Raw genomic sequence first — 13,896 nt, forward strand, 5'->3', positions numbered from 1 at the left:
TGTGCCGGGCAGGGAAGTCGGGAAGAGCCGCAGCAGCGAAGGCGTCGCGGCGATGGGGGCGGCAGTGGCGGACGATGTATTCGACTTCAGGCCCGGGGCCCAGGTCCCGCTCTCGGGCACCGCTGGACAGACGGCGGCGACACAGGCCCTGGCCTCGGCGGCGTACCGCGACGGCGACGTCGAGGGCATCCTCGCGGCCAACACCGAATGGCACCAGTCGGAGGTGAAGCCCGGCCTCTTCTCGCTCTTCAAGCCGAATCTCGGCGAGGCCTTCGCGCGCACCGTGCAGGTGCGGATGCTGGGCGGCGGCCGCAGCCCGCTCATCCAGTCCTTCGGCATCGAGCCGCAGTCCGTCGTCGAGCACTGCCTCGCGGCGAGCCGCATCCGCAAGGAGCGCGACAGCTGGCTGACCGCAGTGACGGTCCTGTGCGGGGTGCTCTTCCTGCCGGGCATGCTCTTCTGGCTGCTCGTCTTCACCATCAGGCGGCAGGTCGCCAAGAGCGAGGACAAGCGCGCGGGCGCGCTCGCCACGGCCGTCCTGGTCGCGATGGGCGTGCTGGCCGCCCTCGCCCTGCTCAAGCTGCCCTTCGGCGGCTTCTGGGCCTGGTATCTGCGCGCGGCGATCGTGCTGCCCGTGGTGGGCTGGTTCTGGGCCAAGCAGATCGCCGAGCGCACCGCCAGGGACATGCGCGAGCGCTGGTCGAGCCTGCTCGCGGGCGGCGGCATCGGCGCCAAGATCCCCGAGGCGGTGCCGGGCAGTCCCGGCGAGACGGCCGCCGAGCGGCTCCGCCAGAGCCTGGCCAGGCTCTCCGCCGAGCAGCAGAGCAACTCCGTGTTCTACGCCGGGCCCAAGGGCATATTGGGCATGGGCACGCGCTGGGGCAGCTGGCAGCTGGCCGAGGAGCTGGTCCCCGCCGAAGAGGGCAAGGAGATCCACCCCTTCCGCAGCTGGGATGTCATACGTGCGGTGCACGACCAGCTGCGCATGCTGGAGCGTGGTCCGCTACACACCGGCGGCTTCCCCACCCCGGACATAAAGCACTGGATCGTCTCCCCCATCGGGGAGAACGCCAAGGCGGTGGCGCGCCCCACCGGCACGGACGTGGAGGCCTTCCAGGTCCGCGGCCACGAGATACAGCGCATCTGCAACGAGCAGCAGTTCGGCAGCGGCAACCGCCACTACCTGGGCGTGCAGTTCACGCTCTGGGACGGCCAGCTGGTCATCACGATGCTGATCACGGTGACCGTGCTGCACGAGACGCTGCGCATCGAGGTCACGGGCCACGCCCTGGGTCCGGTGCACCCGCTGTTCACCACGAAGCCCTCGCCCAGGACGAAGACGGTCGCCAAGCCGATCAAGTTCTGGGAGACCACCACACGCAACCTGCCGCTGATCGACGCCGACGAGGTGGTGCGCCTCGCGGTCCGGGCCCCCTTCACCTGGTATCCGCCGCTCCTGGACCACCTCGGCGGCCGGCTGGTGCTGCCGGAGCCCTTCGGCCTGCGGCACGCCTGGGCGGACAAGCCGTGGCGGCACCGCTTCATGGCCGACGACGCGCTGCGCGCCGCCACCCCCGTGCTGCGCGTGGTGCACTCGGCCGCGATCAAGGTGCTCGACGAGAACGGCGTGAACACGGAGAAGTTCGGCGCCCGTTCCGGCTTCCTCAGCGGGGCCATCCAGGACCCGATGCCGAGGAAGGCGGACGTGTACGACGCGTGAGGAAGGGGATGGCGGGCCGCACTCGGCCCACCATCCCCCGGTACCTCACCGGTGGCTCCTGCCGGTGCTACCGGCGCGGGCCGACGGTCAGATCGCCTGCCACAGGGCGGGGACGTTCGGCGGCTCCCAGCCCGGGTAGGCGGTGTGGCCCTGGATGCAGCGGTAGCGGACGCCGTCGTAGGTCACCACGTCACCCGCCTTGTAGGTGGCACCGAGCTGCCAGGTGGTCTCGCCGCCGCCCGACACGGTGAGGGTGTAGGTGGTGGTGTGGACGGCCTGCCCGTTGCCCGTGAAGGACAGCGTGTAGGTGCCGGCCGCGGTGCCCGCCGCGACCTCTACGGTGGCCGTCGCGGACTCGCCGGAGAGCACCGAGTCCGGGCTGATGGAGACGCTCACTCCGGCCGGGGCCCCCGAGGCCGAGAGCGCCACCTTCTGCGCCGAGCCACTGGTCGTGGTGGTGGCGAGGGTGACCTTCGCGGAGGAGCCGGGCTGGACGGTGCCCGAGGCCGGGTCGGCGGAGAGGGAGAAGTCGTCCGTCGGGGCGGGCTTGTCACCGGCGGACGTCTTCCAGATCGCGTACGCGACCCCGTCCGAGCTGCGGTCCAGCGAGGTGGGGCTGACGTTGGCTGTGGTGTCGCAGGCGGAGTGGTAGCACGAGTCGTAGGAACGGCCCGCGGTGCCGCCCCACTTCGCCGCCTCGGCCGCGGACTTCGTCGCCGACGCGCCGGTGGCGTAGCCGGAGGTGGGGACGCCGACGCGCTGGAAGGAGGCGTCGTCCGAGCGGCCCTGCCCCTCGACGTTCTCCTGGGGTGCGAGGTTGAGGGAGGTCCAGTAGTCCCGCAGTGGGACAGAGGCCGAGGAGTTCAGGTTGTTGATGAAGTACCCGGCGTTGCTGGAGCCCACCATGTCGAAGTTGTAGTACGCCTTGATCTTGGCGCGTTCCGTGGCCGAGAGCGAGCCGGCGTAGTAGTCCGAGCCGTTCAGGCCCTGCTCCTCGTCGGTCCACCAGGCGAACCGGACCCGGTTCTTCATGGCGGGGTTGTTCTGCGCCAGGGCCAGCGCTGCCTCCAGGATCGCGGCGGATCCGGAGCCGTTGTCGTTGATTCCGGGCCCTGCCGACACTCCGTCGAGGTGCGCGCCGAACATGTAGACGTTGTTGGCGTCGCCCTGCGGCCACTCGGCGATCAGGTTGTTGCCCGCGCCCGCGGTGCAGCCGGAGGCGCAGCTCTGCTCGGTGACCTTGTATCCGGCGCTCTCCAGCTTGCCCTTGACGTACGCGAGGGAGTCCCGGTAACCACCGCCGGTCGACCGGCGGTTGCCGCCGTTCTGCGAGGCGATGGTGTTGAACTGCGTCAGGTGCGCCCGCACCTTCTCCACGTCGATGTCCGGCGGTTGCGTCGGGTTCCCGCCGCCGCCCACGGTCAGCGTGTACTGGGCGGTGTGCGTCTTGGTGCCCGCGGTGCCCGTGACGGTGATCGGATACGTGCCGGGTGTGGTGGACGCCGACGTGGTGATCTTCATGGTGGAGTTGGAGCCGGACGTGACGGTCCCCGGGGTGAACGTGACGCCCACGCCGGTCGGCGCGCCGGCGGCGGTCAGCGAGATCTGCTGGGCGCTGCCGGTGACGGTCGTGGTGTTGACCGTGGCGGTGGTCGAGGCGCCCGCGTCGACCTGCCCCGCGGCCGGGCTGAGCCCGAGGGAGAAGTCGCTCTGCTGCCCTGAGCAGGTCGGGTCACCGCTCTGGGCCGGGATGCTGATGGCGTCCCAGGCGGCCTTGGTGGCGTTGAACAGGTCGCAGCCCGCGTCCAGGTTCTTCGCCGCGGTGAGCGTCGCGGTGCGGTAGCGCTTGTACGTCATGCCGCTGGTCTTGAGCAGCATGGCGCCGTAGAAGATCTTCCCGGCGTTCTTGTTGCCCACGCCGGTCACCTGCTGGTTGTTGCAGGTGGGGCTGGAGGGCTTGCCGCCACCGGGGTTGGACCCCTCGGCGAGGAGGTAGAACCAGTGGTTCAGGGGTCCGGCCGCCTTGTGCTCCTCCGTGTTGGGGATCGAGGCGGAGTAGCAGTTGGGGTCGTTGTTGACCCGGCTCGGGTCGTACATGTTGCGGATCGGTCCGCGCCCCTGGAGGTTGATCATTTCCCCGACGGTGTAGTCGGGGGTGTCGTAGGGGGCGGGTTCGTTGATGTACGCCTCGGTCAGGGCGCCCATGATGTCGCCGGTCGCCTCGCCCAGGCCGCTCTCGTGGTTCGCGCCGCCGGGGGTGTTGGAGTCCAGGCCGTGGCCGAACTCGTGGGCGACGACGTCGACTCCGGCGATCCACTCGTTGGCGCTGTTGTGGCCGATGGTGACGGAGGAGCCGTCCCAGTAGGCGTTGAGCTCGCCCAGCCCCACGCTCACCGGCCAGCTGCCGCCGTTGCCGTTGTGTCCGTTGCGGCCGAACCACTCCTTGAGCATGTTCCACTGCTTCTGCGCGGCGAACATCACGTCGACGCAGCCGGTCTCCCGGCTGGTGGGGTTGCCGGTACCCCAGTCGTCGGTCGCCTTGGTGAACACCCCGCCCTGGTAGCTCGAACACTGCAGGCCGGGACGGGTGGTGTCGCGCAGCACGTAGTTGCTGCCGGACCGTGAGGTGTCGATGGTCAGCGGGTCGGGGCCGTTCCACTTGCTGTGGCCGCTTCCCGCGCGTACGTCGTCGTAGGTGTCGATGACCTTGCCGGTGAGCGCGTTGACGAAGACGTGCAGCCTGCTGGGGTCGCCCGCCCTGCTCCGGCCGGTCAGCTCGGTCTCCCAGGCGAGCGCGGGCGCGTCCTTCCTGACCCGGATCACCAGGCGCTTGGAGTCGACCTTCTTGACCGAGGCCAGCTTCGTACGGCTGGTTCTGACCGCCTCGGCGGCCGTCACCTCGGCCTTGGTGGTGACCGAGATCCTCGCGTCGGTCGCGGACTGGACGGAGCGGACCCTGCCCTTGCCGTCGGCGAGGACCACCGCGTCACCGCCCACGACCGGCAGCCCGCGGTAGGTGCGTTCGTACGCGACCGAGTAGAGGTTCTTGGTCCAGGGGGTGACCTGGTGCCGGTCGTACTGCTCCTCGGGCCCCTTGGCGAGGGAGTCGAGGCCGCTGCGCACCGCCTTGTCGGCGGCGGCGACGGCGTTCGCGAGGGGGTCCGGTTTCCTGGCGGAGGGTGCGGTCTGCGCCGCCGAGGCGAGCGACACCGGGACCGTCACCCCCGCGAGTGCCAGGGCCAGGGTTATCCCGGCCGCTGCGGATCTTCTGAGCATCACGGCTCCTTGTGAGAGGTGTTGAGGCTCGGCTGGGCCAGGGGGAGCACGCGTGCGTCAGGCGGTGCGGTCGTGCCTGTCGTTCCACTTCCGGTCTGGCGGTGACATGACATCCTCATGGCTGGCGGAACCCTCACACCGGCCCGGCCCCCGGTCAATGGATTCCGGGCCTCCGGTACGCCCCGGCAAGAACTGGCAAGCGCGGCGGGACCGGTGGCACCGCACTCCGGCTCACTCCGACACCGCCCGCAGCCGCTCCCGGTACTCCCGGACCTCCGGCAGATCGCCCCAGTGCCCGGCGAGCCGGCCGTGCAGTCCGCGCAACTCGGCAGTGATCATCAGCTCCCGTGCGCACACCGCCTCCTCCAGGACGGGCCGCGCCAGGGCGACCGCCGCGAGGGGATCACCGGCGCACGCCCAGCTGTCCGCGAGGCGCAGGGTGAGCAGCAGGCGCGTGGAACGCATGACGGGCGGCAGCAGTGCGTAGGACCTCGCGGTGGCCTCGATCGCGCGCCGGGCCACCGCCCGGTCCCCCGTCGCCACCGCGAGGTCGCGCAGCGCCCCGCCGATAGCCGACTCGATGCGCAGTACGCCCTCCGCGCCGCAGAGCCAGGGCGCTTCGAGGCGGTCGCGGTCGTCGAGGCGCGCGAACCTGCGCCGCGCCATCGAGATGTGCCGCCGGCACGCCGCTGCGTCGTGGCTCAGCGCGTACGCGCGCGCCTGGTACAGGTCGGCCAGGGTCGTCATCCAGCGCCGCTTGGGGTCCACCGCCCCGATGGCCTCCGCGTACACGAGCATCGACGCGGCGTCCCCGTCGAGCCGGACCAGGGTGGACATGTCACTGAGGAGGGTCGCCCGGGCCTCGGCGTCCTGGGCGGCGTCCGCCCACCGCAGGCCGTGCCCGAACCAGGCCATGGCGACGCCGCTCTGCCCGCGCTCCATCCGCAGCTGCCCTGCGACCTGGGCGTACTGGGCGGCGAGCCGCAGCTGGCCGTACGGCAGCCGGCCCGTGGAGTTGACCGCTTCGGCCCAGCGGGCCACGCCGCGCAGCAGCCGTTCCACGATGTGGGCGCACGCGTCGGTTGCGTGGAGGAACGTCTCACGGATCAGCGAGGCGAGCACGGCGGTCAAGCAGTGCAGCAGCTCCGCCTCCGCGCCGACCGTCTCGCCGGGGCGGTCGTACGGCCTGCTCAGCCCGCTCAGCAGGTCCGTCACCGAACTCCGGTCGGGCGTCGCGCACCCAATCCTGCCGTGCAGCGGGCAGGCCAGGCCCTCGGCGGGCAGCCGCGCCGGCCACGGCTGCGCGGTCAGCGGGGCCTCTTCACCGGGGGTGTCCGCCCCGGGGATCGGGGAGAACAGCGTGGGCGCCGTCAGACGTGGGCCGGGCCCGCACGGCGAAGGAGACCGCGCGGCGACGGCGGCGGCGAGCGATCCGCCGGCCCCCAGGACGGCGTCGAGCCGGTTCACCAGGTCGAAGGGCGGTTCCCGCAGCCCGCCCTCAAGCCTGCTGATGAAGCTGTGGTGGTAGCCCACCCTCCTGCCGAGCTGCAGCTGGGTGAGTCCGGCCCGCCGACGGAGCAGGCGCAACTGCCGCCCGAACTCCGCCCACCCCGGGTCGGCCGCCTGTGACATGCCGACGGACATGGCCCCTCCCTGACCGGGCACTCCGTGAAGCGAGTGTGGCAGGTGGGGCTACTGCTTCCAACTCTCCTTCTGCATAGGGGGGTTGGTGTTATGCAACGGCGTCGCCGCGCCGGTCAGCCGCCCGCGGGCCAGACGTCGGCGAGCATCTTCCGGGTGTCGCCGAGCAGCTGCGGCAGCACCTTGGTGTGCCCCACCACCGGCATGAAGTTCGTGTCGCCGCCCCAGCGCGGGACGATGTGCTGGTGCAGGTGGGCCGCGATGCCCGCGCCGGCCACGGCCCCCTGGTTCATGCCGATGTTGAAGCCGTGCGCGCCGGACGCGGTGCGCAGCGCCGTCATCGCCTGCTTGGTGAGCTCGCCCAGCTCGGCGGTCTCGGCCGCGGTCAGGTCGGTGTAGTCGGCGACGTGCCGGTAGGGCACGACCATCAGGTGGCCGCCGTTGTACGGGTAGAGGTTGAGCACCGCGTACACCTGCTCGCCGCGCGCGATCACCAGGCCGTCCTCGTCGGACTTGGCCGGGATGGAGCAGAACGGGCAGCCGTCGTCGGCCCCTGGGCCCGTGGGCTTGTTCTCGCCCTGGATGTACGCCATCCGGTGGGGCGTCCACAGGCGCTGGAAGGCGTCCTGCGTGCCGACTCCGATCTGCTGCTCCGGCTCACTCGTCATGAGATGCAGCATATGACTTCGCCCGTTCGTACCGTGTCGCCGGGGCGGACACCGGCGCCCACCGCGCCGAGACCCGGCCGATGATCGGCTACCGCCGAGAGGCCCCCGGGGAACACCCCGGGGGCCTCTCGCGCGGCGGTGCGGGAGCCGGTCAGACCTGCGACCGCTCCTCGACGACCTTCGCGATCTTCGCGATGGCCTCGTCGACGGGGATGCCGTTCTCCTGCGAGCCGTCGCGGTAGCGGAAGGACACCGAACCGTTGCTCATGTCCTCGTCGCCCGCGATGACCATGAAGGGCACCTTGGCCTTCTGCTGGTTGCGGATCTTCTTCTGCATCCGGTCGGACGACGCGTCGACCTCGACCCGCAGCCCCTGGGCACGCGCCTTCTCGGCGAACTCCTGGAGGTAGTCCACGTGCCCGTCACCGATCGGGATGCCGACGGCCTGCACCGGCGCGAGCCACGCCGGGAAGGCGCCCGCGTAGTGCTCAAGGAGCACTCCGAAGAACCGCTCGATGGAGCCGAACAGCGCGCGGTGGATCATGACCGGCTGCTGGCGCGAACCGTCCGCGGCCGTGTACTCCAGGTTGAACCGCTTGGGCTGGTTGAAGTCGACCTGGATGGTCGACATCTGCCAGGACCGGCCGATGGCGTCCTTGGCCTGGACGGAGATCTTCGGCCCGTAGTAGGCGGCCCCGCCCGGGTCCGGCACCAGCGGCAGGTTCTGCTTCTCGGCGGCGAGCCGCAGCGCCTCGGTGGCCTCCGCCCAGTCCTCGTCCGTGCCGATGAACTTGTCGGACTCGTCGCGGGTCGACAGCTCCAGCTCGAACTCGGTCAGGCCGTAGTCCCGCAGCAGGTCGAGGACGAAGGTCAGGAGCGTGTCGAGCTCCTGCGGCATCTGGTCCTTGGTGCAGTAGATGTGCGAGTCGTCCTGCGTGAAGCCGCGCGAGCGGGTCAGGCCGTGCACGACGCCGGACTTCTCGTACCGGTACACGGTGCCGAACTCGAAGAGGCGCAGCGGCAGTTCGCGGTAGGAGCGGCCGCGCGACTTGAAGATCAGGTTGTGCATCGGGCAGTTCATCGCCTTGAGGCGGTAGTTCTGCTCGTCGAACTCGATGGGCGGGAACATGCCCTCCGCGTAGTGCGGCAGGTGCCCCGAGATCTCGAAGAGCTTCTCCTTCGAGATGTGCGGGGTGTTCACGAACTCGTAGCCGGAGACCTCGTGACGGCGCCGCGAGTAGTCCTCCATGACCTTGCGGATCACGCCGCCCTTGGGGTGGAAGACCGCGAGACCCGGGCCGAGCTCCTCGGGGAAGGAGAAGAGGTCCAGCTCGGAGCCGAGCTTCCTGTGGTCGCGCTTCTCGGCCTCGGCGAGGAACTCCAGGTGCGCCTTCAGCTCGTCCTTCGAGGGCCACGCGGTGCCGTAGATGCGCTGGAGCTGCGGGTTCTTCTCGCTGCCGCGCCAGTACGCGGCGGCGGAGCGCATCAGCTTGAACGCGGGGATGACGCGGGTGGAGGGCAGGTGCGGGCCTCGGCAGAGGTCCTTCCAGCACAGGTCGCCGGTCTTCGGGTCGAGGTTGTCGTAGATGGTGAGCTCGCCCGCGCCCACCTCCGCGTCGGCGCCGTCGGCGGCCTGCGCGGCGTTGCCCTTGAGGCCGATGAGCTCCAGCTTGTACGGCTCGTCGGCGAGCTCGACGCGGGCGTCCTCGTCGGTGGTGACGCGGCGCGAGAACTTCTGCCCCCGCTTCTGGATCTCCTGCATCTTCTTCTCGACGCGCTTGAGGTCCTCCGGGGTGAAGGGCTCCTTGACGTCGAAGTCGTAGTAGAAGCCGTCCCGGATGGGCGGGCCGATGCCCAGCTTGGCCTCGGGGAACAGCTCCTGCACGGCCTGCGCCATGACGTGCGCGGTCGAGTGGCGCAGGATGTTCAGGCCGTCCTCGGAGGAGATCTCGACGGGCTCGACCTCGTCGCCGTCGGCCACGGCGTACGCCAGGTCCTTCAGCTCGCCGGCCACGCGGGCGGCGACGACGGTGCGCTCACCGGGGAAGAGCTCGGCGGCCGTAGTGCCCGGCGTCACCACGCGCTCTTCCCGCTCGGAATCGCGTTGGATGATCACACGGACGTCTGACACCGGTCTCTCCTACCTGAAAGGGGATGCGGCGCTGTTCCGTCGCGCACGCAAGAGCGATCGTACCGAGCCGGGGGCCCTCGCCGCGAAACGATTGTCCCGGGCCCTCGTACGCGACCCCCGCGACCCGGCGCTCCCCGTGAGCCGGCTCACTCCGCGTCGCACGCCCCCTCGAAGAAGTCGAGGTTCTCCTGGAGCGACTTCATCAGCCGGTCGCGCTCCGCGTCGTCCACCTGCACCGGCACCACGCCGCTCGCCCCGGTGAGCCTGCGGAAGCCGCCCCGGCTCTCCAGTCTGCCGTGCACCCGGATCGGCAGCCCGACCAGGTGCGCGTGGCCCGCGATGCGGTACGCCTCCTCGTCCAGGGTCATCCGCACGTGCGGCACGTCGGCGCCCGCGATCACCCGGATCCGTACGGCACCGTCCCCGCGCGCCGCCGAGCGCCGCATCCGCACCACGGCGCCGGTGATCCGCACCGGCACCGACGGCTCGTCACGCAGGTACCGGGCGCCCGCCTCACGCAGTACGGCCAGGTCGCCCGGCGAGAACTCGACGGGCTCGGCGCGCACCGCGCACCCCTCGGGCACCCCGGCGCCCGGCGCCCACTCCACCGCGACGCGCGCCCCCTCGGTGCCGCGCACCAGCGCGACGAGCGCCTCGGTCAGCTCATGGCTGACGCCCGCCTCGACCGCGCCGTCGAAGGCGTCCATGCCGCCGGTGGCACGCCGGTAGTCGACGGCCTCCCGGGCCGCGTACAGCGCCTGGTGCAGCCGGACCGCGAGCGGGCGGCCGGGCACGACGGGCACGAAGGCGGTGAGGCGTCGGCCACCCGTGGCGGGCCCCACCAGGACGTTCTCCAGCGAGGTGGCGGCGGGGCGGCGGTGCCGTGCGCCGTAGTACCCGGCCCGGCCGCGCGCGGCGAGTGCCCCGGCGAGCAGCATCTGCCGTGCGGCGGAGCGCAGTTGTTCCTCCGCCGGCCAGGTCGCGGTGTCCGCCGGCCCCACCGGTACGTCGCGCCACCAGTGGATCTCGTCGCTGGGCACGGCGAGTCCGACGAGCACGTCGCGTGCGGCGGGCGACACGCTGCGGGAGAGCGCGACGAGGGCCTCGCCGATCAGGTCCTCGCAGTCGGGGAAGGCCCGGCTCTCGGGCACGAGCAGGCTGGTGCCCGCGCCGCCGGGGCCCGGCGGTGTCCACCGGGCGTACCGTCCGGGGGCGCCGCCGCGGCGTTGCCAGCCGTGCCGGGCCAGCAGGGCGCCGAGCACCACGGGGTCGACGAGGGCGGGGTCGACGGGGGTGGGCTCGGGCGTCCGCGGCCACTGGCCGTCGGCCGGGGCAGGGGGCGGGACGGGATGCGGGCGGGGAGCAGGCCGGGGCTCGTCGTGCTCGAAGGAGCGGTGCATCAGGGTCTTCCTCCCGTCCCGACGCGCGTCATGATCTCGCAGAGCGCGCGGTCGTCGAAGATCCGTGAGGTCGGGACGCGCACGGTGGTCCTGCGCCGGCCGGTCACGGGGTGCCCGGCGAGGTTGGTCCAGTAGCAGCAGTGCCGCAGGTCGAGCCGGTCGTGCCCGGCGCGCAGCCAGTCGTCCCGGGAGCGCGGCACGACCATCACGACCAGGATCTTGTGGACCGAGACGGGTGTGCGGGCGAGCTTCACCAGGTGCGCGTTGTCGAGCGTGAAGGAGAAGGCGGGCCCGGCCGGGTTCGGCGGTATCTGATACGTGCACTTGAGCTGGACCTTGATGGTGACCTCGTCGTCGACCGTGTGCCCGGGGGCGCTGTGGCTGACGTGCCAGTCGATGCCGTTGTCCGGGAAGGGCTGGGAGAGCGAGCATCCCGCGGCCGCCGCGACGGCGTGCAGGTAGCCCACCTGAAGGGTCTCCATACAGGCGGTGGTGGCGAGTGTGCCGCGCGGCGGTGCGATCCGCTCGGGCAGCAGCCCACCCTGTTCGGGCTGCGCGAGCGCCATGTCCAACTTGCCTTCCGAACCGGGTAGTTCTGTGCTCGGGGCGTCGGTTGCGAGGTCCCGTACCTCTGTTGTCTCCGGGCTGCGTACAGCGCAAACGGCCCGGGTATCACCAGCGTGGGCAGGGGACCGAACGTCATCTGCCGGAACTGATCGAGGAGTTGCGTCACCATGACGTGCTGGTACGAGGGCCCCTTGGCCGCATTCGACACGGAGACCACGGGCGTCGACGTCGAGACCGACCGCATCGTGTCGGCCGCCGTCGTCGTCCAGCAAGGCGCGGGCACCCGGCCGCGCATCACCCGCTGGCTGGTGAATCCGGGCGTTCCGGTGCCCGAGGCCGCCACCGCGATACACGGACTGACGGAGGATCATCTGCAGCGCACCGGCCGCTGGCCGTCGCCGGTGATGGAGGAGATAGCGCGCGATCTGGCCGAGCAGAGCGCGGCGGGCCGGCCGATCGTGGTGATGAACGCGCCGTTCGACCTGACCATCCTGGACCGGGAGTTGCGCAGGCATCGCAACTCTTCGCTGAGCCGCTACATGGAGGGCTCGCCGCTCTGCGTGATCGACCCCCGCGTCCTGGACAAACATCTGGACCGCTACCGCAAGGGCCGCCGCACCCTCACCGATCTGTGCGCGCAGTACGAGGTGGAGCTCGCGGACGCGCACGACGCGGCGGCGGACGCACAGGCCGCCCTCGACGTGGTCCGCGCGGTGGGAAGGCGTTTCGCGACGCGTCTGGAGCGTCTCTCGCCGGCCGAGCTGCACACGCTGCAGGCGGTCTGGCACGCGGCGCAGGCGCGCGGCCTGCAGGCGTGGTTCGCGAAGAGCGGTGAACCGGAGACGGTGGATCCCGCGTGGCCGCTGCGGCCCGAACTCTCGGCGGCTGCCTGAGCGTCGACGGCACGCGCGCCGGGGTGCGCCGGGGCAGGATGGCGCGGACCGGGGCGGCGAGCCCGCCGCGAGACGATCACGGCATGAAAAAACCGGTCCGTCTGGTGACGGACCGGCATTCTCCGGGTGGGCGATACTGGGTTCGAACCAGTGACCTCTTCGGTGTGAACGAAGCGCTCTCCCACTGAGCTAATCGCCCGGGAACGCATCGAACAATACAGGTCCGGGCGCCCTTCCTTCAAACCGCTTCGGTACGGCCCTTCAAGCCGCCGCGAGACGGCCGGCGAGACCCCGCCGTCCGGCGCGCATCATCAGTGCGTGGTTGAGCAGGAAGAGCGGGCGCCCGGGGACGGCGAGGCGGCGCATCAACCGCCTGCGCACGACGACCTCCTGGTCGTAGCGGGCCCGCGCCCCGCCGGGTGCGGCCCGCACGGTCCAGCGCGCCCACCCCTCCAGATCCCCGCTCATGTCGATCTCGAGGATCCCGGCGGCGGGGTCGCGGCGCCGCTCCCGGGCGGTGACGACGAGGTCGTACGGGAGGAAGGACCGGAAGCGGGCGACGCCACTGACGTCGTCGACCGGTGTCACCTCGCGCACCTGCGGCCACCACAGCGGATAGTCCTCCACGCGCTCCAGGGCGGCGTACACGTCGGCGGGCGCGCCGGGCAGATCCCAGACGCTGCGGAAGCGGTAGTGGCACCAGTCCATGGGGGCAGTCTGCCGGAAGTACGGGATTCGGCCGGGCACCGCCGGGCGGGGTTCAAGGACCGCGCCCCTCACGCCGGTTGCGGAATGCGCTCGACCGAATGCACTGATTCCGGGGCCGGTCGGCCGGACCCGCCATGGGCCCGACATGTGGACCCGTCAATTCCCTAATAGAGCGCGGGAATACGAGAACGGCCCGGAGGCTAAAAAAGCCTCCGGGCCGTAATCCGGGGTGGGCGATACTGGGTTCGAACCAGTGACCTCTTCGGTGTGAACGAAGCGCTCTCCCACTGAGCTAATCGCCCCGGGCGCACGGAGAACATTACCGCATGTCAGCGGGTGCTCCCGACCGCCTGCGAACCACCCGTCGGTCACTCCTTGATCTTCCACGGCATGGTGATGCCGAACTTCCACACGTAGACCGCGACGAGCACCGCGATGATCACGAGGCCGATGGTCGTCAGGATGATGTTCCGGCGCCGCACCTTGGGGTCGAGCGCGCGCTGAGCGGCCTCGGTGACCTTGCGCTTCGTCCAGCGGAGCACCAGCTGGGCCCAGACGAACTCGGTCGCCCATATGGCCATGCCGCCGAAGATCACCAGCCAGCCCGGGCCCGGCAGGGGCAGCATGATGATGCCCGCGACGACGACCGCGAGGCCCACGACGAAGACGCCCACCTGCCAGCTCAGGTGCAGCGCCCGGCGGGCCTGGATGAACTCCGGCGCCCGAGAGCCGAGCGGCTGTTCGGGCTTGACTACGGCGGTCGGATCCGTGACCCCCGCCGGGTCGTTACTCTCCGTATTCATGCGGCCAAACCCTACCGGACGGAAACCCGTCACCGGAATGGGCGCACGGATGGGTGGGACAAGCCGCCATACAGGGCGTCTAAAGACAC

The 13,896-nt window shown here is 71.0% G+C and carries 10 protein-coding genes and 2 tRNA genes; 2 read left to right on the forward strand and 10 right to left on the reverse strand.

The features are described from left to right. The first annotated feature begins 52 nt into the window (after window positions 1-52). Window positions 53-1,720: a hypothetical protein gene (locus ACFVYR_RS29335; RefSeq protein WP_384262187.1), complete on the forward strand. Its 1,668-nt coding sequence runs from the start codon at window positions 53-55 to the stop codon at window positions 1,718-1,720. An 87-nt stretch (window positions 1,721-1,807) separates the two neighbouring features. Here the strand turns inward: ACFVYR_RS29335 and ACFVYR_RS29340 are convergent, their stop codons facing one another. From ACFVYR_RS29340 to ACFVYR_RS29365, 6 genes are all read right to left on the reverse strand, one after another. Further along, a complete protein-coding gene (locus ACFVYR_RS29340; protein ID WP_384262190.1) occupies window positions 1,808-4,996 on the reverse strand; it encodes a M20/M25/M40 family metallo-hydrolase in 3,189 nt (1,062 codons plus the stop codon). A gap of 231 nt (window positions 4,997-5,227) precedes the next feature. Then, window positions 5,228-6,640 (reverse strand): helix-turn-helix domain-containing protein, encoded by a 1,413-nt coding sequence (locus ACFVYR_RS29345; RefSeq protein ID WP_384262193.1) that lies wholly within the window; start codon window positions 6,638-6,640, stop codon window positions 5,228-5,230. A gap of 113 nt (window positions 6,641-6,753) precedes the next feature. Beyond that, window positions 6,754-7,317, reverse strand: coding sequence for an HIT family protein (locus tag ACFVYR_RS29350; RefSeq protein ID WP_384262196.1), 564 nt, complete (start codon window positions 7,315-7,317; stop codon window positions 6,754-6,756). 139 nt (window positions 7,318-7,456) lie between these two features. Then, window positions 7,457-9,436, reverse strand: coding sequence for a threonine--tRNA ligase (gene thrS / locus ACFVYR_RS29355; protein ID WP_384262199.1), 1,980 nt, complete (start codon window positions 9,434-9,436; stop codon window positions 7,457-7,459). 146 nt (window positions 9,437-9,582) lie between these two features. Further along, on the reverse strand, window positions 9,583-10,839 hold the full coding sequence (locus ACFVYR_RS29360; protein ID WP_384262212.1) for a hypothetical protein: 1,257 nt from the start codon (window positions 10,837-10,839) through the stop codon (window positions 9,583-9,585). Beyond that, complete coding sequence (locus tag ACFVYR_RS29365; RefSeq protein WP_384262202.1) at window positions 10,836-11,402, reverse strand: DUF4365 domain-containing protein; 567 nt, start codon at window positions 11,400-11,402, stop codon at window positions 10,836-10,838. Before ACFVYR_RS29365 ends, ACFVYR_RS29360 begins: the two co-directional genes overlap by 4 nt. A 168-nt stretch (window positions 11,403-11,570) precedes the next feature. On the opposite strand from ACFVYR_RS29365, the gene ACFVYR_RS29370 reads away from it, so the two are divergent. Continuing rightward, window positions 11,571-12,296, forward strand: coding sequence for a 3'-5' exonuclease (locus ACFVYR_RS29370; protein ID WP_384262205.1), 726 nt, complete (start codon window positions 11,571-11,573; stop codon window positions 12,294-12,296). A 127-nt stretch (window positions 12,297-12,423) separates the two neighbouring features. On the opposite strand, the gene ACFVYR_RS29375 is transcribed toward ACFVYR_RS29370, so the two are convergent. From ACFVYR_RS29375 to ACFVYR_RS29390, 4 genes are all read right to left on the reverse strand, one after another. Beyond that, a tRNA-Val gene (locus tag ACFVYR_RS29375) sits at window positions 12,424-12,495 on the reverse strand. Window positions 12,496-12,557: 62 nt separating this feature from the next. Further along, on the reverse strand, window positions 12,558-13,004 hold the full coding sequence (locus ACFVYR_RS29380) for an SRPBCC family protein (protein ID WP_384262206.1): 447 nt from the start codon (window positions 13,002-13,004) through the stop codon (window positions 12,558-12,560). 230 nt (window positions 13,005-13,234) lie between these two features. Beyond that, window positions 13,235-13,306: transfer RNA gene (locus tag ACFVYR_RS29385), tRNA-Val, on the reverse strand. A 66-nt stretch (window positions 13,307-13,372) separates the two neighbouring features. Further along, entirely contained in the window at window positions 13,373-13,807 is a 435-nt protein-coding gene (locus ACFVYR_RS29390) for a TIGR02611 family protein (RefSeq protein WP_384262209.1), read from the reverse strand. Between the last annotated feature and the right edge of the window lie 89 nt (window positions 13,808-13,896).

It is taken from the genome of Streptomyces sp. NPDC058284 (genome assembly GCF_042881135.1).
In the GTDB taxonomy this organism is placed as follows: Bacteria; Actinomycetota; Actinomycetes; order Streptomycetales; family Streptomycetaceae; genus Streptomyces.

Excerpts from the sequence above, each read along its gene's own strand:
- ACFVYR_RS29335 (WP_384262187.1), top strand. The coding sequence starts at position 53 with ATGGGGGCGGCAGTGGCGGACGATGTATTCGACTTCAGGCCCGGGGCC.
- ACFVYR_RS29340 (WP_384262190.1), bottom strand. The coding sequence starts at position 4,996 with ATGCTCAGAAGATCCGCAGCGGCCGGGATAACCCTGGCCCTGGCACTC.
- ACFVYR_RS29345 (WP_384262193.1), bottom strand. The coding sequence starts at position 6,640 with ATGTCCGTCGGCATGTCACAGGCGGCCGACCCGGGGTGGGCGGAGTTC.
- ACFVYR_RS29350 (WP_384262196.1), bottom strand. The coding sequence starts at position 7,317 with ATGCTGCATCTCATGACGAGTGAGCCGGAGCAGCAGATCGGAGTCGGC.
- ACFVYR_RS29365 (WP_384262202.1), bottom strand. The coding sequence starts at position 11,402 with ATGGCGCTCGCGCAGCCCGAACAGGGTGGGCTGCTGCCCGAGCGGATC.
- ACFVYR_RS29370 (WP_384262205.1), top strand. The coding sequence starts at position 11,571 with ATGACGTGCTGGTACGAGGGCCCCTTGGCCGCATTCGACACGGAGACC.
- ACFVYR_RS29380 (WP_384262206.1), bottom strand. The coding sequence starts at position 13,004 with ATGGACTGGTGCCACTACCGCTTCCGCAGCGTCTGGGATCTGCCCGGC.
- ACFVYR_RS29390 (WP_384262209.1), bottom strand. The coding sequence starts at position 13,807 with ATGAATACGGAGAGTAACGACCCGGCGGGGGTCACGGATCCGACCGCC.